General features: G+C 74.7%; 22 protein-coding genes. 6 read left to right on the top strand and 16 right to left on the bottom strand.

The window, feature by feature from the left end; all coding sequences use genetic code 11:
* The first annotated feature begins 47 nt into the window (after positions 1 to 47).
* Both pip and ACA514_RS17365 read left to right on the top strand, forming a co-directional pair.
* Positions 48 to 1,007: a prolyl aminopeptidase gene (gene pip, locus ACA514_RS17370; RefSeq protein WP_375042179.1), complete on the top strand. Its 960-nt coding sequence runs from the start codon at positions 48 to 50 to the stop codon at positions 1,005 to 1,007.
* Positions 1,008 to 1,105: 98 nt separating this feature from the next.
* Positions 1,106 to 2,770, top strand: coding sequence for a chromosome segregation ATPase (locus ACA514_RS17365; protein ID WP_375042178.1), 1,665 nt, complete (start codon positions 1,106 to 1,108; stop codon positions 2,768 to 2,770).
* A gap of 7 nt (positions 2,771 to 2,777) precedes the next feature.
* Here the strand turns inward: ACA514_RS17365 and ACA514_RS17360 are convergent, their stop codons facing one another.
* The 3 genes from ACA514_RS17360 to ACA514_RS17350 all read right to left on the bottom strand — a co-directional run bounded on the left by ACA514_RS17360 (position 2,778) and on the right by ACA514_RS17350 (position 4,616).
* Entirely contained in the window at positions 2,778 to 2,993 is a 216-nt protein-coding gene (locus ACA514_RS17360) for a hypothetical protein (protein WP_344262244.1), read from the bottom strand.
* 147 nt (positions 2,994 to 3,140) lie between these two features.
* Positions 3,141 to 3,830: a hypothetical protein gene (locus tag ACA514_RS17355; RefSeq protein ID WP_375042177.1), complete on the bottom strand. Its 690-nt coding sequence runs from the start codon at positions 3,828 to 3,830 to the stop codon at positions 3,141 to 3,143.
* A gap of 270 nt (positions 3,831 to 4,100) precedes the next feature.
* A complete protein-coding gene (locus ACA514_RS17350) occupies positions 4,101 to 4,616 on the bottom strand; it encodes a hypothetical protein (RefSeq protein WP_375042176.1) in 516 nt (171 codons plus the stop codon).
* Between the two features lie 216 nt (positions 4,617 to 4,832).
* Between ACA514_RS17350 and ACA514_RS17345 the strand changes: the two genes are divergently transcribed.
* Positions 4,833 to 5,636 carry an ABC transporter ATP-binding protein gene (locus ACA514_RS17345; protein ID WP_375042175.1) on the top strand — a complete coding sequence of 268 codons (804 nt, stop codon included), beginning with the start codon at positions 4,833 to 4,835 and terminating at the stop codon, positions 5,634 to 5,636.
* Between the two features lie 9 nt (positions 5,637 to 5,645).
* Here ACA514_RS17345 and ACA514_RS17340 read toward each other — a convergent pair whose 3' ends face one another.
* The 9 genes from ACA514_RS17340 to ACA514_RS17300 form a co-directional block, all read right to left on the bottom strand.
* A complete protein-coding gene (locus tag ACA514_RS17340) occupies positions 5,646 to 7,004 on the bottom strand; it encodes an AAA family ATPase (RefSeq protein WP_375042174.1) in 1,359 nt (452 codons plus the stop codon).
* Positions 7,001 to 8,473, bottom strand: a complete 1,473-nt coding sequence (locus ACA514_RS17335) for a hypothetical protein (protein WP_375042173.1) — start codon at positions 8,471 to 8,473, stop codon at positions 7,001 to 7,003. Before ACA514_RS17335 ends, ACA514_RS17340 begins: the two co-directional genes overlap by 4 nt.
* A gap of 7 nt (positions 8,474 to 8,480) precedes the next feature.
* Complete coding sequence (locus tag ACA514_RS17330; protein ID WP_375042172.1) at positions 8,481 to 9,587, bottom strand: hypothetical protein; 1,107 nt, start codon at positions 9,585 to 9,587, stop codon at positions 8,481 to 8,483.
* Positions 9,584 to 10,426 carry a hypothetical protein gene (locus ACA514_RS17325; RefSeq protein WP_375042171.1) on the bottom strand — a complete coding sequence of 281 codons (843 nt, stop codon included), beginning with the start codon at positions 10,424 to 10,426 and terminating at the stop codon, positions 9,584 to 9,586. The genes ACA514_RS17330 and ACA514_RS17325 overlap by 4 nt, the downstream gene beginning before the upstream one ends.
* A gap of 68 nt (positions 10,427 to 10,494) precedes the next feature.
* On the bottom strand, positions 10,495 to 11,115 hold the full coding sequence (locus ACA514_RS17320; protein WP_375042170.1) for a class I SAM-dependent methyltransferase: 621 nt from the start codon (positions 11,113 to 11,115) through the stop codon (positions 10,495 to 10,497).
* Between the two features lie 11 nt (positions 11,116 to 11,126).
* The gene (locus ACA514_RS17315; protein ID WP_375042169.1) at positions 11,127 to 11,516 is read right to left on the bottom strand and encodes a VOC family protein; all 390 of its coding nucleotides are present in this window, start codon (positions 11,514 to 11,516) and stop codon (positions 11,127 to 11,129) included.
* 61 nt (positions 11,517 to 11,577) lie between these two features.
* The gene (locus tag ACA514_RS17310; RefSeq protein ID WP_375042168.1) at positions 11,578 to 12,444 is read right to left on the bottom strand and encodes an NAD(P)-dependent oxidoreductase; all 867 of its coding nucleotides are present in this window, start codon (positions 12,442 to 12,444) and stop codon (positions 11,578 to 11,580) included.
* 170 nt (positions 12,445 to 12,614) lie between these two features.
* Positions 12,615 to 13,742: a phosphotransferase enzyme family protein gene (locus ACA514_RS17305; RefSeq protein WP_375042167.1), complete on the bottom strand. Its 1,128-nt coding sequence runs from the start codon at positions 13,740 to 13,742 to the stop codon at positions 12,615 to 12,617.
* A gap of 140 nt (positions 13,743 to 13,882) precedes the next feature.
* Complete coding sequence (locus tag ACA514_RS17300; protein ID WP_375042166.1) at positions 13,883 to 14,284, bottom strand: nitroreductase family deazaflavin-dependent oxidoreductase; 402 nt, start codon at positions 14,282 to 14,284, stop codon at positions 13,883 to 13,885.
* 160 nt (positions 14,285 to 14,444) lie between these two features.
* On the opposite strand from ACA514_RS17300, the gene paaI reads away from it, so the two are divergent.
* Positions 14,445 to 14,855: a hydroxyphenylacetyl-CoA thioesterase PaaI gene (gene paaI / locus ACA514_RS17295; protein WP_375042364.1), complete on the top strand. Its 411-nt coding sequence runs from the start codon at positions 14,445 to 14,447 to the stop codon at positions 14,853 to 14,855.
* 18 nt (positions 14,856 to 14,873) lie between these two features.
* Here paaI and ACA514_RS17290 read toward each other — a convergent pair whose 3' ends face one another.
* Complete coding sequence (locus ACA514_RS17290) at positions 14,874 to 15,740, bottom strand: helix-turn-helix domain-containing protein (RefSeq protein ID WP_375042165.1); 867 nt, start codon at positions 15,738 to 15,740, stop codon at positions 14,874 to 14,876.
* Positions 15,741 to 16,417: 677 nt separating this feature from the next.
* On the opposite strand from ACA514_RS17290, the gene ACA514_RS17285 reads away from it, so the two are divergent.
* A complete protein-coding gene (locus ACA514_RS17285) occupies positions 16,418 to 16,816 on the top strand; it encodes a PPOX class F420-dependent oxidoreductase (RefSeq protein ID WP_375042164.1) in 399 nt (132 codons plus the stop codon).
* Between the two features lie 132 nt (positions 16,817 to 16,948).
* The gene (locus ACA514_RS17280) at positions 16,949 to 17,254 is read left to right on the top strand and encodes a hypothetical protein (RefSeq protein ID WP_375042163.1); all 306 of its coding nucleotides are present in this window, start codon (positions 16,949 to 16,951) and stop codon (positions 17,252 to 17,254) included.
* A gap of 67 nt (positions 17,255 to 17,321) precedes the next feature.
* Here ACA514_RS17280 and ACA514_RS17275 read toward each other — a convergent pair whose 3' ends face one another.
* From ACA514_RS17275 to ACA514_RS17265, 3 genes are read right to left on the bottom strand one after another with little or no spacing between them, the layout of a single operon-like run.
* Positions 17,322 to 18,101, bottom strand: coding sequence for an ABC transporter permease (locus ACA514_RS17275; protein ID WP_375042162.1), 780 nt, complete (start codon positions 18,099 to 18,101; stop codon positions 17,322 to 17,324).
* On the bottom strand, positions 18,101 to 18,877 hold the full coding sequence (locus ACA514_RS17270) for an ABC transporter permease subunit (protein WP_375042161.1): 777 nt from the start codon (positions 18,875 to 18,877) through the stop codon (positions 18,101 to 18,103). The genes ACA514_RS17275 and ACA514_RS17270 overlap by 1 nt, the downstream gene beginning before the upstream one ends.
* Positions 18,874 to 19,779 carry an ABC transporter ATP-binding protein gene (locus ACA514_RS17265; RefSeq protein WP_375042160.1) on the bottom strand — a complete coding sequence of 302 codons (906 nt, stop codon included), beginning with the start codon at positions 19,777 to 19,779 and terminating at the stop codon, positions 18,874 to 18,876. Before ACA514_RS17265 ends, ACA514_RS17270 begins: the two co-directional genes overlap by 4 nt.
* Positions 19,780 to 19,916 lie beyond the last annotated feature (137 nt).

The raw sequence follows: 19,916 nt of genomic DNA, 5'->3' as shown, positions 1-19,916 counted from the left end.
CGCCGCCGCGTCCCGACCATGATCGCTTGTCGGGTAGGACTGGGGTCATGGCCTTGAGGGTGTTCTATCCGGAGATCGAGCCCTACGACTCCGGGCTGCTGGACGTCGGCGACGGGAACCGGATCCACTGGGAGACCTGCGGGAACCCCGACGGCAAGCCCGCGGTGTTCCTGCACGGCGGGCCCGGCGGCGGGCTGCTGCCCGGCTTCCGGCGCTTCTTCGACCCCGCCGCGTACCGGATCGTGCTGTTCGACCAGCGCAACTGCGGACGGAGCCGGCCGCACGCCGGCGACCCGGGCGTCTCCCTCGCCGGCAACACGACGCCGCACCTGGTCGCCGACATGGAACGGCTGCGCGAGCACCTGTCGATCGACCGCTGGCTGGTGTTCGGCGGCAGCTGGGGGAGCACGCTCGCGCTCGCCTACGCGCAGGCCCATCCGGAGCGCGTCACGGAGATGGTGCTGCGCGGCGTGTACCTGGTCCGCCCGTCGGACGAGGCATGGGGGCTCACCCCGACCGGCGCCGCCCACCTGTTCCCCGCCGAGTGGGCCGCGTTCCGCGACGCGGTCCCGCCCGCCGAGCAGGACGACCTGATCGCCGCCTACGGCCGCCGCATCGAGGACCCGGACCCGGCCGTCCACCTGCCGGCGGCGCGGGCGTGGATGGGCTGGGAACTGAGCGCCAACACGCTGCTGCCCGTCGCGCCGCCCGACCTGGCCGACGCCGAGGTCCTCGCGTTCGCCCGCATCACCCACCACTACATCGCCAACGGCGGGTTCCTGCCCCGAGGCGGCCTGCTCGCGGGCGTCGACCGGATCCGGCACGTCCCGGCGGTGATCGTCAACGGCCGCTACGACATGAAGACCCCGCCGGACCAGGCGTGGGATCTGCACCTCGCCTGGCCCGAGGCGGAGTTCCACATCGTCGAGGACGCCGGGCACGGCGGGTCCGAGCCCGGCACCCTGGACCGGCTCATCGAGGCGACCGACCGGTTCGCCGGGCGCTGACGCGGGACCGCTCTACTCACTTCCGTACGACGTGGGAGGCCCCACATCTACCTCGCAAGTCACTGCAGTACCGCCTACTAGTGCGTATGGTTCATACCATGCCTAACAGCGAAGAGCGCGACAATAGCGGCCCCGAGGGGACGGCCGCGGCTCCCCAGGGCGCGGTCTCCGAGGGCGGGCGTCCGCGGGACGCCGCGCCCGGGGAGCAGCGCGACGGGGGCGGCGGGCAGGGCTCGCCGGGGCAGCAGGGGGCCATGCGGCAGGGCATGCCGCAGCAGGGGGCGCAGCAGCAGGGCGCGCCGGAGACGGGCGGCGACGTCACGAGGACCGCCGCACCGGAGACCGCGGTCGCCCGGATGGGCGACCCCGTCACGGTCTGGCCGTGCGCGAACTGCGGGCGTCCCGTCCCGCAGCCGGTCGGGGCCGTCCGCGCGGTCCGGTACTGCCAGGACAACGAGGGCGCCTGCGCGCGCGAGGCCCGCGACCGCCGCGAGCGGGGCCGGGACGCGCCGGGCCTCACCGGCCAGGTCGCCTCCACCTGGGAGATGGTGGAGCGGCTGGAGAAGGCCGCCGACCTGCTCGCCGACTCGCTGACCTCCGAGCTGAGCGTCGCCGGCGTCGAGCGGCGCGTCGCCGAGGTGCGGGCCGAGGCCGCCCGCGAGCTGGCCATCGCGCAGAGCGAGCGCGACGCCTCCCAGCGCAAGGCGGAGGAGGCCTGGCACGAGGCCTCGTCCGCGCGCACCCGCGCCGACGAGGCCGAGAGGGACGCCGCGGGCGCGCGCGAGGAGGCCCGGCTCGCCACCGCCAAGCGCGACGCCGCGCAGCAGGCGTGGGAGGAGGCGCACCAGATCGCGCAGCAGTCGATGACCGCCAAGCTCGCGGCCGAGAGCGAGCGCGACCGCATCGCCGCCCGCGAGACCGAGCTGCTCGCCGCGCTGGAGTCCGCCCGCGCCGAGATGGTCACCCTGCATGCCAAGCTCGCCGAGGCCGAGGGCTCCGCCGAGTCGCAGCGGGTCGAGGCCGCGGTCGCCAAGCAGGGCGCCGAGGACCTGCGCAACGCCATGCGCGACACCGAGGCGCAGCGGCAGCACGCCATGCAGGCCGCGAGCAAGGCCGAGGCCGAGCGCGCCACCGCGCTGCGCGCGCAGTCGGAGGCCGAGGCGGAGCTGGTCCGCGCCAACGCCCGCGCCGAGGAGGCCGCCAAGGACCGCGACGCCGCCCGGGCCCGGGCCGAGGCCGCCACCGGCGAGCGCGACGAGCTGAACGCCAAGATCAACGACCAGGCGGTGCAGCTGCGCCAGCTCTCCCAGTCGGTCGCCGAGCAGCAGGCCGCGCTGTCGGCCCTCGCCGAGGAGCGCGACGCCGCCCGCGCCGAGGCCGACCGCGCGCGCCGCCAGATAGACCAGCTCACCCACAACACCCTGTCGTCCAACATCCCGCCGGGCGGCCGGCTGTCGGGCGGGAGCCCGGTCCCGCCGCCGGGCTTCGCGCCCGCCGCGGGCGGCGGGCGGCCGCCGGCGGTGCCCACCGGACCCGTCGGCGGACCGGGCGTCCCGTTCGGCGCCCCCGTCCCGCCGATGGCGCAGGGACCCGGCGGAGCGCCGGGTGGTCAGCCGCCCGCGTCCGGGTCGTCGCACTCCGGCGGGCACGCGCTGCCGCCGCCCCCGGCCGGCGGTTCGCCGTCCGCCGCGGGAGCCCCGCCGGCGCAGGGCGGCCGGCTGAACGGCGCCGACCGGGAGGACCCGCTGTTCACCGGCCCCTGACGGCGGCTCAGCCGTACTTGACGACGATGACGAGCACGACCAGCGCCGTCGCGACGATCATGGTGGCCTGGCCGCGCTCGCGCACCACGGTCCGCCGGAGGGTGATCACTCTCCGGCGGCTGAGCCGCATGTCGGACGCGGCGCGCCGGGCGCGCTCCCAGTGCATGCCGGTGTACACCGCGAGCGCCGCCACCCCGAGGAGAAGTAAGGCCGTTCCGCTCATCTGACCCGCCTCTGCTGTCGCGGAAAGTCAGATTGAACAGCGTACGCCGGTGCCGAACCATGTCGCCTGACATATTTCCGGCATCCATGTGGAAACGGTCTGGCGGGCGGCGGTGCCGGATCACCGGCCCGCCGCCCGCCGGGACGATCAGCGCGCGAACGCCTCGGGATCGATCTCGATCCAGATCTGCTCGGAGCGGCCGAGCAGCCGCCCGTCCGCGCCGTACAGCGCGGACGCCGCGTGCATCTTGCGGCCCTCGCGGCTGCGCGCCAGGCCCATCACCACGCACTCCTCGCCGGCCGCGGGCACGTCGGTGACCTGCGCGGTCATCGTGCCGAGGACGGCCGGGCGGCCGGCGACGTCGAACGACCAGCCGCCGGGGCAGTCCAGCGCCGCCCACACCAGCGTCCGCTCCGGGACCCGCTCGGGCACCCACGGCGCCGCCACGGTGCCCTCGGCGACCTGCCCGGGTTCGAGCCGGAGCCCGTCGCCGGGCTCGCGCTCCGGCCCGCACACGAAGCAGCGCGGGAACGGATGGTTCTCGATCGCCCGGAACTTCTCCGCCGCCTCCCGCGCCGCCGCGAACGCGACCGGCGGCACCGGCGGCACCACGATCGCCCCCGCGAGCGCCTCCGCGACCAGCGTCTCCCCGTCCCACAACCGCGCGCTGTGCCCGCGCTCGTCCTCCAGGGTCACGGTCAGCTCGGTGTCCAGCGGCGGCGGCCGCCGCAGCGTCACCGTCACCGTGTCGATCGGCACCCGCCCCGCCAGCAGCCCCGCCGTGTACCCCCCGTTGCCCGACCCGTCCGGGCCGTGGAACCGCCTGTCGATGATCACTGGGTCCCCCGCAATCACATCCGCCGCACGAAAACGGCACCGATCATAATGAGCCGCACCGACACTCCGACCCGTCGCCCCCCGCCCTCCGACTCCAGGTCGCCGCCGGTGAGAGCCCCGGACCGGTGGCTTGAGCCGCAGCCGAACGGCTGGAACCTCAGCCCGGGACGCCCGTCACGTTGCGATCGCGAGCGAAGCCGAGTTCGAGCTTGCGAGAACTCGATCGCGCAGCGAGGCCCCCCAGGGCCCGACCGCCAAGGGCAATGCAAACTACAGCGCTTGGGAGGGCTGGGGGCGGCCCGGGCGGGTGGTGAAGAACACCGACAGGGAGCCGCGGATGCGGGCGCGGACGGTGTCCTCGTCGACGACGGCGTCGTCGGGCACGGGGGTGCGCTCCAGGGCGCGCGTGATGAGCACGTCGACCTTGCGGTCGGCGACCAGGACCGAGCAGGTGTCGCAGGCGTACCAGGGGTACAGCATGTTCAGCACGGCGACGGCGGTGTCGTCGTCGGACAGGTGCGTGGTGTCGAGCTCGACCTCGAACATGTCGGTGTCCTCGGGGTCGAGCGTGGGGTAGTAGAGCCACGTCGGCCCGGCGGCGCCGCAGAAGTCGCACGCCGGCTCGCCGGGGGACGGCTCGCCGACGGCGAGCTCCAGCTCGTGGTCCCACGGCTCCACCCGGCGGTTGTGCCGGTAGCCCACCCCGTCCAGCGAGCCCTCGCGGTTGTGGGTGACGTCGTGCACCTCGCCGCCGCAGCGGGCGCACATGAAGCCGATCTCCTCCATGTCCCTCCCCTGATCGCTGAGGCACCGGCTCTCACATTATCCGTCCGGGCACGTCCCTCGTACCGGGTGGCGCGAACGCTGGGGTACGTTGAAGATCTTCCGCCGCCCCCGGCGATCCCGGCCCGGCGCCCCGACGCATACCCCGCGCGCCTCTCCGCATGTCCACGGTGCTCCTTCGCGAGCCCGTCCCGCCGAGCCTTCGAAAGGGAGGTTCCCTTGTCCTTCCCCGCCCGCACCGACATCGTGCTCAACGCCGACAAGATCGACCTCGTCCGGGACCGGCGGCCCCTGCTCGACCAGGTCACCATGACGGTGCTGCGCGGCGAGCACTGGGCGCTGATCGGCCCGAACGGCGCCGGCAAGAGCACGCTGCTCGGCATCCTCGGCGCCTACACCCACCCGACGCGCGGCACGGCGGAGATCCTCGGCCGCCGGCTCGGCCGGGTGGACGTGCAGGAGCTGCGCAAGCTGATCGGGCAGGTCAACCCGCGGCACCCGCTGGAGTCGGCGCGGACCGTCCGGGAGATCGTGCTGACCGGCGTGACCGGCACCATCGAGCTGGTCCCGCGCTGGACGCCGAGCGAGGACGACCTGCGCCGCGCCGACGAGCTGATCGCGCTGCTGGGGCTGACGGCGCGCACCGACGCCCGCTGGCCGAACCTGTCGCAGGGGGAGCGGGGCCGGGCGCTGATCGCGCGGGCGCTGATGCCGGACCCGCCGCTGCTGCTGCTCGACGAGCCCGCCACCGGCCTGGACGTCGCCGCGCGCGAGCGGCTGCTGGCGAGCATCGACCAGCTGCGCGGTGAGCGCCCCGACCTGACGACGGTGCTGGTCACGCACCACCTGGAGGAGCTGCCGACCAGCACCAGCCACGCGCTGCTGCTGCGCGAGGGGCAGGTCCTGGCGTCGGGGCCGGCGGCCGAGGTGCTGACGACCGAGCTGGTCAGCGCCTGCTTCGACCACCCGATCACGATCACCCGGCACAACGGCCGCTGGGCCGCCACCGCAGGGCCCGCCTAGCCCGGGTCGCTACTCCGCCGCCACGCGGTGGCGCGCCAGGTGGGCGAGGACCGACTGGTTGGCCTCCCACCCGTCCGGGAACTTGACCGGCACGCCGAGGTGGACGGGTTCGGTGGACGGGTGGGCGTCCAGCAGTTCGGGGATGCCCGCCCGCGCCACCACGATGCAGGCGTGCCGGTGCCGGGACGCCAGGACGCACAGCCGCCCCGACTCCAGGTGGAAGGCGGTCGCGTCGCGGCGCCCGGACAGCGGGTGCAGCATCACGGTGACGTCGTACTCGCGTCCTTGCAGCCGGTTGGCGGTGTCGACGGTGATGCCCGCGCCGTGCTCGCCGAGCGCCGCGCGGATCGCGGTGACCTGGTCGCGGTGGGCGGCGCCGATCGCGACCCGGGTGGCGTCCACCGCCTTGGTGCCGAGTTCGGAGTGGGCGACCGGGCCGCGCTGCAGCAGCCGGACGGCCAGCACCGCCGTCGCCCGGACGGCCTCCGCGTCGGTGCGCAGCGTGTGCCGGGCGGGCAGCTCGTAGAGGGACCATCCGGTCGCGGCGGCCTCCTCCAGGGCGTGGTCGTAGCTGGTTCCCATGCCGCGCGCCCCGTACTCCAGCCGCCGGTCGCCCTCGCCCGTCCCGGCGCGGAAGCCGGTGAACGGGTAGAACGCCTCGGACACGACGGGCGCGGCGGACGCGGGCAGCCGCCACGACACCGGCAGCCGGTGGACGGGCAGCTCCGGGTTGTGCGCGAGCAGGACCGACACCGCACTGCGCATCGGGTCCCACGACAGGCCCGCCCAGCGCTCGACCTCGACGGTCGAGAACGGGTCGAGCTGCCCGGGGTCGCCCACGAACAGCGCCCGCTCGAAGCGGCCGGCGATGCGCAGCAGCATGTCCGAGCGCATCTGGTACGCCTCGTCGACGATCGCCCACGGCCACGACCCGTCCGGCAAGGTCGCCCACTTCGCCGCGGTCGCGATGACGATGGTGTGCTCGGCGAGGTCGTCGGCCTTCTGCGCGACCCGCACCGAGGGATGCGCCAGCACCCGCTCGGACGGCACGTACCCCGACGCCGACAGCCGGCCCAGCGTCAACTGCGGGTGCTTCGCCGCGATCCGCTCGATGAGGTCGTCGACCTGCTCGTTGGTCTGCGCCACGATCATCAGCCGCTCGCCCGCCTCCGCGAGGTGCGCGGCGGCGCGGACCACGAGCGTCGACTTGCCCGCGCCTGGCGGCGAGTCGACCACCACGCCGCGGTGGCCGCCGCCGAGGTCGGCGAGCACGCCGTCCACGACCCGCGCCGCGGCCACGGCGGGGGCGAGCGCGGGGGCGGGGGCCGGCTCCGGCTCGGTCAGCGCGACGAGACGGCGTTCGGTCATGACCAGTCCTCTTCGGCGTCCTCGTCGGTCGGCACGTACTCCTCGGGCGGCCCGCCGTGCGTCCAGGGCGTGTCCTCCCGGTCGGGGAACTTCGCCGCCCCGAACGAGCCCTCCGTGAGCGAGGTGAAGCACACCCGGTCGCCGACCTGCGGCACCGCGCCCGGCTCCGGGGTGAGCTTGCGGCCCATGCCGCCGGTCAGCTCCAGCAGCACGCCGCCGTCGCCGATCTCCACGATCCTCCCCTTCAGCGCCGGGCGCGCCGCGTTGCACACGGTCGTCCCGATGTCGAGCCGCACGGGGTCCTCGGTGCGGACCCGCAGCAGCGGGCGCAGCTTCGGCCGTTTGCCCGTCTCGTCCAGCCGGGCCGGGTCGCACTCGGTGACCGGCCCGCCGAACGCCTGCCCGGCCAGCCGGTGCTCGGCCATGACCAGGGGGTCGTCGAACGCCCGCTGCGCCTCGTAGGCGTCCTGGGCGCGTTCGAGATCGTGCAGCCGCCGCGCCGCCCGGACGGGCGGGTCGCGGCGCGCCTGAGGATACGCCTCGCCGAACGTCTGGTGGTAATAGGTGAAGGCGTCCCGGTCGCGCTCCCAGCGGCGCGGCACGCCGGCGCCCTCCGGCATCGCGCGCAGCAGCTCGACCGCCCGCCACATCAGGTCCCACGTCGGGGTCAGCTGCCCGGCGATGAGCGCGCGGAGCCGGTCGCCCGTGCGCGGGTCGCCGCCCGACCGGTCGTAGGCGGCGATCGCCGGGGCGAGCACCTCGTTGTCGAACGTCGGGTCGGTCGCGGGGCCGGCCGGCGGGCACGTCACCGGGTCCTCGGCGCGCGCCGCGGCGGCGGGGCCGTCCAGACCGTCCGGCGGGTCGATCCAGCCCATGAGCGCGGCGAGGTTGCCGTCCTCCAGGGAGCTCTGCCCGGTCGCCCAGTGCAGCCGCAGTACCTCCGTCATCGCGCGCAGCAGCGACGACCCGGGATGGTCGTGCCGGTCGGCGAACCACGTCAGCCACCGGCCGAGCACCGGCACCGCCGGGTCCACCGCGTAGGGGCCCTCGGTGCTGCGGAACCGCGTCGAGCGGCCCATCAGCCGCAGGAACGCCACCCCGCCCCGGTTCGGCACGAGCAGCTGCGGCGCGTTGCCGTACCGGATCCGCTCGTCGCCCTCCTTGCCCGGCGGCAGCTCCTCCACCTCGCCGCGGCTGGTCTCGATGTGGTTCAGCACCAGCTTGGCCAGCTCCGCCGCGAACGCGAACCGCAGGTCCCGGTTGCGCGGCTGCGGCACCACCAGCAGCGACGGGTCGTCCGGCGCCGCCCCGATCATGACGGCGAGCGGCGCCGCCGCCTCGCCCGCGAGCTTCAACGGCACCAGGACCAGCGGCGCCTCGGACACGTGGCAGTGCCGGACCGTGGCGACCGGCTGCGCGATCCCGGCCCGTACCGCCTCCAGGCGCGCCAGCGAACCGAGCGCGCTCACCGGGCCGTCACCCGGTCTCCGGGAGACGCGCCCCGAGGGCCTCGGCGCGCAGCCGGGCCGCGGCGCGCAACTGCTCCGCCGTCTCCGCGAGGTCGTCGGACGGGTCGATCGAACCGTCCGCGAGCCCCAGCGCCGTGCCGATCGAGTCGACGCCGCCGAGGTCGTCGCGGACGGCCCGGCCGAGCGCGCCGGTCGCCCCGCACGCGCGCGCCTCGTCCCGGCAGAACAGCGCCATCTCGCAGCCCGCCATGCACTCGGGCGCGTAGCGGGCCTCGACCGTGCGGACGGACTCGGCGAGGTGCTCGCCGGGCTCGAACGTCAGGTCCTCCGGAAGCGCGTCCAGGATCTGGTCGACGCGGGTCAGCCGCGCCAGCTGCCGTTCCAGCACGGCCAGCTGCGGGCGGACGTCCAGCGGCGTCGCGGTCGGCCGGTTGGAGAAGTTCTCCGGGCACACCAGGAACACCTCGTGCGACACCCGCTCCGGCTCGTGCCCGAGCTCGGCGACCAGCCGGCGCAGCGCCAGCACGTACACCGCCGACTGCCGGGCGGCCGCGGCGACCTGCTCCGGCTCGGCCTGCCCGTCCACCACCGCGAACGACTTGATCTCGATGACGTGCAGCCGGCCCGCGATCTGGAACGCGATGACGTCCGGTTCCAGGTAGGCGAGCCGCCCGCCGATCTCCAGCCGCAGCAGCGGATGGTCGAACAGGGTGCCCTCGCCGCTGTCGAGCGCGCGGGCGAGCAGCCGCCGGGTGCGGGTGTGCCGCAGCTCCCGGCCCTCGTTCCCGGCGACGACCTCCAGGTCGTCGTAGGCCACCTCCGACACCGCAAGGCCCATCCGGTCGCGCAGGAGCGTCAGCAGCTCCGCGCACCCGTCGGCCTTCACCTGCGCCTCGAACACGTTGCCCCGCGTGATCGCGAACTGCGACTGGCCGAACGGCGCGGGGAACCCGAGCGCGCGCGCCACCGCGTCCTTGTCGACGCCCGCCGCGTCCATCAGCCCGCGGCGGGCGCAACCGGGATTGGCGGTCAGCGCCGCGATCGTGCGGGCGTCGTGGTTGCGCGGCGGTGCGCTCCCGCGCAGCCGGTCCAGGTCCGGCGCGGTCTCGGTCATCGGTCCGTTTCTCCAGAGCTGGCACGTCGCCGTGCGGAATCCTGCAGGGCCCGCAGCCGGCTGCCGAACAGCCGTTCCGCGTCGTCGAGCTGGGCCCGGGCGCGCCCGGCGGCCGACGCGCGGCGCCGCCGGTCGGACTCCCGGTGGACGTCCAGCTCGGCCCGGGCGGCCTCGGCGAGCACGGCCGGATCGACTGTACCGACCGTACCGGCGACCGCACCGGGAATGTTGGAGGCGAACCGCCACAGCAGTCGCTGCGCGTCCGCGGAGGGCGCCGAGCGCCCGGCGTGCTCGGCGAGGCGGACCGCGGCGGCGAGGAAGTCGGTGCGCGGGCTCAGCGGCCCGACGATCCGCTGCTCCAGCGGCCACGTGCTCACCGTCAGCAGGCCCCGTGCGGGCGCGAGCAGGTCGGCGGTCAGCGCGGCGCACAGGTAGTACGGCCGCGCGTAGGGTGCGGTCCGGAACGAGCGCTCCTCGTCGCGGCGCAGGCTCGTCAGCCGCGTCCCGGGGATGTCGCCGGGGAAGAACGCCGCGTACACCGACCCGATGAGCTTCGGCGCCGAGGGCACCCCGAGCAGCGTCAGCGCCTGGTGGACCTGCTCGCGGACGGGCAGCAGACCGCGGCGCGCCTCGGGCGCGGCCGGGGCGGGCGCCTCCGGCTCGCCGGCGTCGCCGAGGACCGCGGTGTCCCAGTCCTGCTCGGCGCGGCGCAGGTCGGCGCGCAGCTCGCGGGCGGTCCGCCGGTCGCCGGACGCCATGGCGCGGCGCACGCCGGCGCGCAGCTCGGCGATGCGCGCCTCCAGCGCGTCGGGTGCCGGGACGCCGGGGGACGGGGGCATGCGGCAGACAGTACAGGAGCTTCCAGACAGTTCCAGCGTTTTCCAGTTTCGCCGGCGGGCGTTCCCGGTCAGCGCGGCCGGTGCCAGACGATGGAGTACCGCCAGAGCAGACGCCGGCGGAACACCGCGCCGGGCAGCAGGCGCAGCGCCTCGTCCCGCACCTCGCCCCAGGTCATGTCGGGGTCGGCGAGCGGCGCGCCCGGCTCACCGGCGTGCTTGCGCCTGAGGACGCGGCTGTACAGCAGGTGCGCGGGAACGCCCGCCGCTCCGTACACGAAATCCTTCGGCCCCGCGTTGTCGGCGAGGCCGATCACCACGAGCGCGCCGCCCGGCCGGACGGCGTCGCGCATCGCGGCCATGCCCGCGGTGAAGTCCATGTGGTGGATCGCGGCGACGCTGCAGACGAAGTCGTAGTGCTTCGCCGGGAGGTCGTACTCCAGCAGGCCGGCCTCGACGAAGTCGACGTTCCCGACGCCCTCGCTCAGCGTCTTGGCCTTGACGACCATCTCCGCCGAGCGGTCGAGCCCGGTGACGTGCCGGGCGCGCGGTGCCAGGCGGCGCGCGAGCAGCCCGTCCCCGCAGCCCACGTCCAGGGCCTCGCCGCAGCCGCCCGGCACATGGCGCAGGACGAGGCCGTGGTAGTGGGTGTTGTGGTTCCAGTACTCCGCCGGCGTCTCATGTGCGGTCATGGTCGGCTCCGTCATGAACGGGTGTCGCGGCGCAGGGGATGCCCCTCCGGGACCTCCACGATAACGATCTTCACGCCGTCGGGGTCCTCGATCCACATCTCCACCAGGCCCCACGGCTCCTCGCGCGGCTCGCGGGTGACGCGCGCGCCCGCCGCCGCGAGCCGCTCGTGCTCGGCCCGGACGTCGCGGACCTGCAGCCAGAGCATCGGTGACGGGCCCGCGCCGCCTGGCCCGTGTCCCGACACCTCCAGGAAGCCGGGACCGAGGAAGAACACGACACCGGGGGAGCCGGGCGGGCCGAACTCCCGGTACACCGCGAGGCCCAGCACGTCGCGGTAGAAGCGCTGGCTGCGCTCGAGGTCGGCGGGGCGCAGCAGGACGCGGCTGCTCAGTACCTCCATGGCACCATCCTCGCCCCGCGCCCGCCGCCGCCGTGCACCGCCACGCCCACGGCCGGGAGGATCAGCCGCCGAAGCTCGCGCGGTAGGTCGCGGCCATGTCCTCGTCGCCGTGCCCCTGGTCGATGACGCGGCGGAACCGGTCGCCCGCGGCGTCGTTGACGTCGACGCGGACGCCCGCCGACGCCGCCGCGTCGTGGATCAGCCGCGTGTTCTTCTCCGCGTTGCGGACCGCGAAGCTCGGCGTGAAGTCGTCGGCGAGCATCGCCTTCATCTTGGTCTGCAGGTAGGCGTTGTCGAGCGGGCCGCCGGTGAGCACCTCGCCGAGCAGGGACGGGTCGAGCCCGAGGCCCTCCGTCAGCGCCACCGACTCGGCGATGACGGAGGTGAGGGAGATGGCGTAGCTCACCGCCGCGAGCTTCAGCCGGGTCCCGGCGCCGCTCGCGCCGTCCTCGTCCAGCCAGAGGGTCCTGCTGCCGATCGCGCCGAACACCGGCTCCAGCGCCGTCCGGGCGTCCTGCGGCCCGGCGGCCAGGACGACGAGCTTGCCCTGCTCGGCGGGCTGCTTGGTGCCCTGGACGGGGGCGTCCACGAACGTCAGCCCCTGCTCGGCGGCGAACGTCGCGAGCTGCGGCACGTCCGCCACGCCGACCGTGCCCATCTGCGCCCAGACCTGCCCGGTCCGCAGCGCGGGCGCGGCGTCGCGCATCACCGCCAGGGCCGTGTCGCCGTCGTTGAGCATCGTCAGGACGACGTCGGCGCCCGCGACGGCCTCGGCGGGGGAGTCCGCGACGGTCGCGCCGTCGGCGGCCAGCGGCTCGGCGCGCTCGCGGGTGCGGTTCCAGGCGGCGACCCCGTGGCCGTTCTTCAGCAGGTTCCGCGCCATCGCGGCGCCCATGATCCCGGTGCCGAGCATTGCGATCCGCGTCATTTCCGGCTCCTCTTGGACTGATCGATACATATTGCCCGGGACAAGGCCGGCACACAGCCGCCCGGTGCGCATCCCGAAGGCACATTGTCCCTACCCGACGGCGGGCGCGGATCGCGGAGCCACGCCATTCGATCGGCGCACGGTGCGAGAAAGCGAGGCCTGGGCCGTGATCAGCCGTAGGCGGGGCTGTCGCCCGGAGCCTCGGTGTACGCGTCGGTGTAGGGGGTCGCGAACGCGTCGAGCGTGTACTCCAGGTGCGCCGACCACCAGGACACGAGCGCGGCCGCGCGCCGCTCGCCCGCACCCTCCTCGCCCAGGTACCGGTACCGCAGCGGCGCCACGTCGCAGAGCCGCTCCCACCACTCGCGGTGCACCGCCGACTGGATCTGCCCCGCGTCCAGCGGGAACGCCGCGCGGTGCCCCCGCACGAACGCCTGCACCCGGTCCAGGTCGAGGCCGCGCTCGTCCTCGCAGGCGAACAGCCGCGCCGCCGCCCGCACGACCTCCCCGGCGACGGGCCCGGTCGTCAGCGAGTCCCAGCCGAGCACCGCCGTCACGTTGCCCGCGCCCGCGTACCGCAGATGCCCCGCGTGGAAGGCGCCGTGCAGATGCCCGACCATGCTGACCTCGATCTCGGGCGGCTGGTGCCCGGCGAACTCGGCGAGCAGCGCGCGCCGCTCCCGCAGCCGGCGCCCGGTCAGCGCGTCGAAATCGGTGCCGCCGCCGGCCGGCACGGCCTCCAGCATCTCCTCCACGGTCGCCGCCGCGTCCGCGGCCCGCGGCGTCGGCACCAGCAGGCTCTGCTGCACCGGCGGCGTGATCCGCTCCAGCTCGGCGTGCAGCCGGCCGAGCAGCTCCCCGAGCTCCTCGCACTGCCGGAACGTCAGCTCGAGGCCACCGCGCTCGCGCCCGGCGACCCAGGGGTACAGCGCGTAGCCGTGCCCCGAGGCGGTCACGAGCGTGCGCCCGGTCCGCGCCGGCGACGGCGCGAGCACCGGGAGCCCCGCGGCGTCGAGCGCCCCGGTCACCTCGTGCTGGAACAGGACCCGCCGCCGGTCGGCCGGGGCGTACTCCTTCAGGAGGAACGGGCCCCCGGACGTGCGGACCCGCCAGCACCGGCCGCCGGACCCGCCGGCCAGCGCCTCGGGCACCTGCGTCGTGTCGAGCCCCCAGCGTTTCAGCAGGCGGGGCGGCGGCCCCTCCTGCGAGGGGCGCCCGCCGCCGTTCCCGCCCGCGGGCGGCGGGTCGGCGCTGTGCTTGCCGGCGCCGTGCTCGTCGGCGCTGCGGGACGTCGGCACCTTCGCACCTCGGTGGCCTCGGACGGACGGCGGTCGAACGGATGTTCCCACCCGACGCTACACGTCCGGGCGCCTCCGCGGAAGGGAACCGCCGGGGCGGGGCCGGTTCCGGGCCCGCCCGCCCGGCGGTCTCCGCCCGCTCAGACCCGCTCGAGGACGACCACGGGAATGTCGCGGTCGGTCTTCTGCTGGTACTCGTCGTAGGCCGGCCAGGTCGCCGCCATCTTCTTCCAGAGCGGGGGCTTCTCCTGCGCCGTGGCGGTGCGCGCCCGCGCGGTGAACCTGTCGCCCTTCACCTGCACCTTCACCTCCGGGTTCGCCTGGAGGTTCAGGTACCACTCCGGCGGCTCGTCCGCGCCGCCCTTGGACGCCACGATGAGGTAGGCGTCTCCCTCCGGCTGGTAGATGAGCGGCGTCGTGTACTCCTTGCCGCTGCGCCGGCCGGTCGTGGTGAGCAGCAGCGTCACCGTCCCCTGCCACTCGTGCCCCTCCGCGCCGTCGGTCTCCTGATAGCGCGCGACGTGCTCCTTGCCGTACAGCATCTGGTCCTCCTCCATCTGGCTTCGGCCGTACCACGGCCCGCCTGTTGAACCCGGCGACCCTGGATGACCTTCCCAAGGGCGAGGGTCCCAATGCCCTGACGCTCATTACCCTTGCACCGTGGACGACCCGGCGGGCCTGGCGCGGCGATGCGCCGAGAAGATGTACGCGGGCGACAAGGTCGCGCAGGACCTCGGCATGGTGATCGCCGACATCGCGCCCGGGCGGGCGGTGCTGCGCATGACCCTGGCCGCCGCGATGGTGAACGGGCATGGGATCGCCCACGGGGGCTACCTGTTCCTGCTCGCCGACTCGGCGTTCGCCTACGCGTGCAACACCCACGGCGCCGTGACGGTGGCGGCGTCGGCCGACGTCGTCTTCGTCGCGCCCGCCCGCGCGGGCGACGTGCTGGAGGCGACCGCCGTCGAACGCACCCGGTACGGGCGCAGCGGCGTCTACGACGTGACCGTCCGCCGCGTCCCGGACGGGGACGTCATCGCGGAGTTCCGGGGCGGCAGCCGCAGCCGGAACGAGCGCGTCCTGGCGGACGGGGACCCGGACCGGCCGCGGTAGCCCCGGCCGGAGGTCCGGTCAGAAGTCCTTGAGGATGCCGGTGAGCAGCCGCGCCGTGTCGTCGGGGCGCGCGGCGGTGATGCAGAGGTTGTTCATCGCGCGCATGTAGGTGTCGACGTCGGTCGGCTTGTCCAGGTACAGCGCGCTGGTGAGCTGCTCCAGGTAGACGACGTCGGACAGGCCCGGCTCGGCGAAGCGCAGGATCGTGAACGGGCCGCCGGCCGCCGCGTGCCCGCCCGCCCCGAACGGCACGATCTGCAGCGTGACGTTGGGCAGCTCCGACACGGCGATGAGGTGCTCGAGCTGGCGCCGCATGACCGCCCGGCCGCCGAGCGGGCGGCGCACGACCGCCTCGTCCAGGACGGCCCACAGCGTCGGCGCGCCGGGGGAGGTGAACCGCCGCTGCCGGTCGGTGCGGAGCTGGACGCGCCGCTCGACCTCCTCGTCGGAGGCGTCGGAGAAGCCGAGCCGGACGACGGCGTGCGCGTACTGCTCGGTCTGCAGCAGGCCCGGGACGAACTGCAGCTCGTAGGTGCGCAGCAGCGACGCGGCCTCCTCCAGCCCGAGGTAGACCTCGAACCAGCTCGGCAGGACGTCGCCGTAGCGGTGCCACCAGCCCGGGGTGTTGGCCTCCTTGGCCAGCTCGAGCAGCGGCGCGCGCTCCTCGGTGGCCTGGACGCCGTACAGCGTGAGCAGGTCGGAGACGTCGCGCTCCTTGAAGCCGACGCGGCCGAGCTCCATCCGGCTGATCTTGGAGTGCGAGCCGCGGATCTCGTACCCGGCCTGCTCGGTGGAGATGCCGCGCGCCTCGCGCAGCCGGCGCAGCTGGGCGCCGAGCAGGATGCGCAGCACCGTCGGTCCGCCGCGCCGGGGGTAGTCGATCAAGCTGCCGGCCTGATCGCCCTCGGCCGGAGGCGTGGGGGCGGCTGAATCCTGGGGCAAGGGGTCACCAGCCAGTCGACGGGTCTGTTCTGGGGCGGAACGGCACCGCCCTATGTTAGAGGATCGAACCACGTTTTTGGGAAGTATGAAAAAGCGCGTCTTCGGCAAATCGGTCCATCGGTGTTAGAGCGGCCGGGCTGGACGGTCCGTTCGCCGATCGGCGCGGGTGAGGATACCCCGGCCGCGCCCATTGATCGAATCCGGGACCGTGCCAACGGGGGCGGATCGGTGTTTGGAGCGTGACCACGGCCCGTGACCAGTGCCGTCGGTGGCCGTCCGGGTGCGGAACGTGGCGATGCGGTGACGATCGCGTTGACCGGGAGGTCATTTCCGTGGCGGCGAAGTCACTGCCGGCACATCAATTGCCTGGTGTTTCGCGCCCCCGCGCACGCCAATCGGCGTGCGCTTTCCGCCACCTCTTGTATGACGCGTAAATGACGGCGGTCACGTGGTTCGGTGAATATCGGCGGGCCGCCGGACGGCCCGCGCCGGGCCCGGCCGCCGGTGCCCGGACGGCCCGCCCGGACCCGGTTGACCGCCTCCGCCCCGGGAACAGCCGCACCTGTGCGCGGGTTCCGATCAACGAGCGCGGAAGCACCGCCCTATGAAGGAGGACGCCGATGAGCCAGCTGTCCGATGCGGCCAAGGAACTGCTGAACCGGCCGCTGCCCGCCTGGGCCACGACCGTCCGGCCGGACGGGTCGCTGCACAACACGGTCGTGTGGGTCGCCGTGGACGGGGACGACGTCGTCATCAACACCGCCGTCGGGCGCGCCAAGGAGCGTCACCTGAGCAAGGACGGCCGAGTGTCGGTCAGCGTCCTGGACCCCGACGACGCGTTCCACTGGGTGAGCGTCTCCGGCGAGGCGAAGCTGGAGACCGAGGGCGCGGACGCGGTCATCGACGCGCTGGCGAAGAAGTACCTCGGGCAGGACACCTACCCCTACCGCCAGGAGGGTGAGGTGCGCCTCACCGTCCGCATAACGCCTGATCACGTCGTCTACAGCGCCGGCGGGTGACCAAGCTCTCGTCGCCAACGGACGATCTCCCGGAGCGGGACGGCGTTCACTTGACGGGAGGGCGCCGCGCACCGCGGTGACGCGGCGCCCGGCACCGTCCCGGAGAACACACCGATCCATCCTGGGGGAACCATGAACGCGACCCTCGAGCGACCGGAGATCCGGTTTCTCACCTCGGGCAAGGTCACGGACGCCCAGCGCGCGGAGGCCGAGAGCGCCGTCCGCGAGGCGCTGGCCGGCACCGGGGCCGCGTCCGTGCACGTCACGCTGAGCGTCGTGGCCGACCCGTCGCTGCCCCGGCCGGCCCTCGCCAGGGCCGTCGCCGAGCTCGACGGCCGGCAGCTGCGCGCGCAGGCCGCCGCGCCGACCCTGGAGGAGGCCATCGGCCTGCTCCGGCACCGGCTCGCGGTCCGCACGTCCTACCGGCGGGCGGGCTGACCCGCACCGGCGGGCCCGCACGCGCGGGCGGCGGCGCTCCGAACGGGCGCCGCCGCCCCCGTGTTCCTCAAGCGTCCCGGCGGGCGAGCACGAGCCCGGCCGCCGCGAGCGGGACGAGAGCGTAGGCCACCAGCACCATCGCCGCCGCCGCCGGCGGCAACAGCCCTCCGTATATGGAGTGCTCCGCACCCCATCCCGCGATCTCGGCCGGCAGCCCGGACGGCATCACCGAACCGGCGCGCTCGTTCCACGGCTCCGGCAGGTGGAAGACCAGCAGCGGGATCACATGCCACAGCAGGACGACCGCGACGATCGCCCCGGCCGCCGACCGCAGCAGGACGCCGGCGGCCAGGCCGAGCAGCGCGAACACCGCCACCGCGGCGCCCGAGGCCGCGAACCCGGGCAGGTCGTGCGCGATGGACGCGCGCTGGTCGGGGAACGGCCGCCCCCCGACGACCAGCCGCGTGCCGAGCAGGCACCCGATCGCGACCGCCTCGCCCGCGACGAGCCCGGTGCCTGCCACGACCACGGCCTTCGCCGCCAGGAACCGCGTCCGGGACGGCACCGCGGTCAGGCTGGTCCGCACCATGCCGGTGCGGTACTCGGAGGTGGCGGCGAGCACCCCGAGCACGGCCAGGCACAGCTGGGCGACCCACCCGCCCAGCTCCTGAAGCGGCCGCAGCAAGAAACGGGCACGCTGCGCGGCGTCCAGCCCGTCCCAGACATGGGCCTGTTGGAAGGCCAGCAGCACGACGAAGAACACGAACCCCGCGGTGATCGAAAGGATCACGTAGGTCGACCGGACGGAGCGGAGCTTCCACCACTCGGCCGCGACGGCGTCGGTCATCACGCGTCCCTCTTCTCGAACACGCGGGCGCCCACGCCCAGCGCGACCGCCGTGTACGCAGCCAAGAGCAGGGCCGAGGCCAACGGCGGGAGGCCGTCCCGGCCGGGCGACGTGCCCGGCGCCGCGGCGATCTGGCCGGGAAGGCTCGCGGGCAGCACCGACCAGACCCGCTCGCCCCACCGGCCGGGCAGGAAGTTCGCGACGGGCGGCACCACGAACAGCACCGCCATCCCCGCCGTGATCGTCCCCGCGGTGGAGCGGAGCACCGCCGCCAGGCCGAACGTGACGAGCGTGATGGCCGCGGTCGCCGCCGCCATCGCGAGCACGTACGGGACATGGTCGGCGAGCGGGGCGTCGAACGCGCGCAGGGGACGGCCGTCCACGGCGGCCCTCCCCGCCAGGACGCCGGCGGCCAGGCTCACCAGCGCGGCCACGAGCATCGCGGCGCCGGGCACCACCGCCTTCGCCGCGAAGAGCGTCCGGCGGCGCGGCACCGCGGCCAGGCTCGTCCGGATCATCCCGGACGCGTACTCCGAGGTCAGGGGAAGCGCGCCCAGCACCACCGCGCAAACCGGCAGCGCGATCGACAGCGGCTGCTCCGGCGGCGCGACCCTGAACTTCGCCCGGCGCGCCGCCGACAGGCCGTCCCAGTAATGGGCCGCATAGAGCGACCACACCACGCACAACAGCGTGAACACCGCGACCGTGGCGAGCAAGGCGAACGTCGAGCGGACCGAGCGCAGCTTCCACCACTCCGCCGCCATCGCGTCGATCACGACGTCACCGTCCCGAACTCGGCGCTGCCCGCCGTCAGCTCCATGTACGCCTCCTCCAGCGACGCGCTGCGCGGCGTCACCTCGTGCAGCGGGATGCCGTGCGCGGCGGCGCGGTCGCCGATCTCCGCCACGTCCAGCCCCGTCACCGACAACCCGCCGCCCGGAGCCGCCTCGACGGCGCCGCCCGCGGCCGCCAGCACCCCGGTCAGCTCGCCCGCACGCGGCGACCGGACGAGCACCCCGCGCGCGAACCGTTCCGCCAGCTCCCGCACGGACGTGTCCGCGATCAGCCGGCCCCGCCCGACGACGACCAGCCGGTCGGCGGTCAGCTCCATCTCGCTCATCAGGTGGCTGGAGATCAGCACCGTCCGGCCCTCTGCCGCCAGCGCCCGCATCAGGCCGCGGATCCACCGCACCCCGTCCGGGTCCAGCCCGTTCACCGGCTCGTCGAACATCAGCACGCCCGGATCGCCGAGCAGCGCCGCCGCGATCCCGAGCCGCTGCCGCATCCCGAGCGAGAACCCGCCCACCCGCTTGCGCGCGACGCCCGCGAGACCGACCTGCTCCAGCACCTCGGCCACCCGCCGCGTCCCGATCCCGTTGCTGCGCGCCAGCCAGCCGAGATGGTCGAACGCGCGGCGGCCCCCGTGGACCGCTCCCGCGTCCAGCAGCGCCCCCACCTCGCGCATCGGCCGCCGCAGCGCACCGTACGGGCCGCCGTTCACCAGCGCCGCACCTGACGACGGCGCGTCCAGCCCCAGCAGGACGCGCATCGTCGTCGACTTCCCGGCCCCGTTCGGGCCGAGGAATCCCGTGACCGTCCCCGGGCGCACCTGGAACGACAGGCGGTCCACGGCGACCGTCCCACCGTAGCGCTTGGTCAGCTCCCTCACTTCGATCATGCCCGCAACGCTCTCGCCGGACGGCCCCCCGGCACATCGGAACCCGGTCGGGACCCGCCGCTCCGACCGTGCTCCGAGACCGGCCCGCCGCATCGGACCCAGGTCTGACGTCCGCCGGCACGACGCGCCCGGCCGCG

The sequence above is a fragment of the Actinomadura sp. NTSP31 genome, assembly GCF_041951385.1.
Classification (GTDB): Bacteria; Actinomycetota; Actinomycetes; order Streptosporangiales; family Streptosporangiaceae; genus Spirillospora; species Spirillospora napierensis.
Note: the sequence above shows the minus strand (reverse complement) of the source record. Positions and strands in the feature narration are given on the sequence as shown.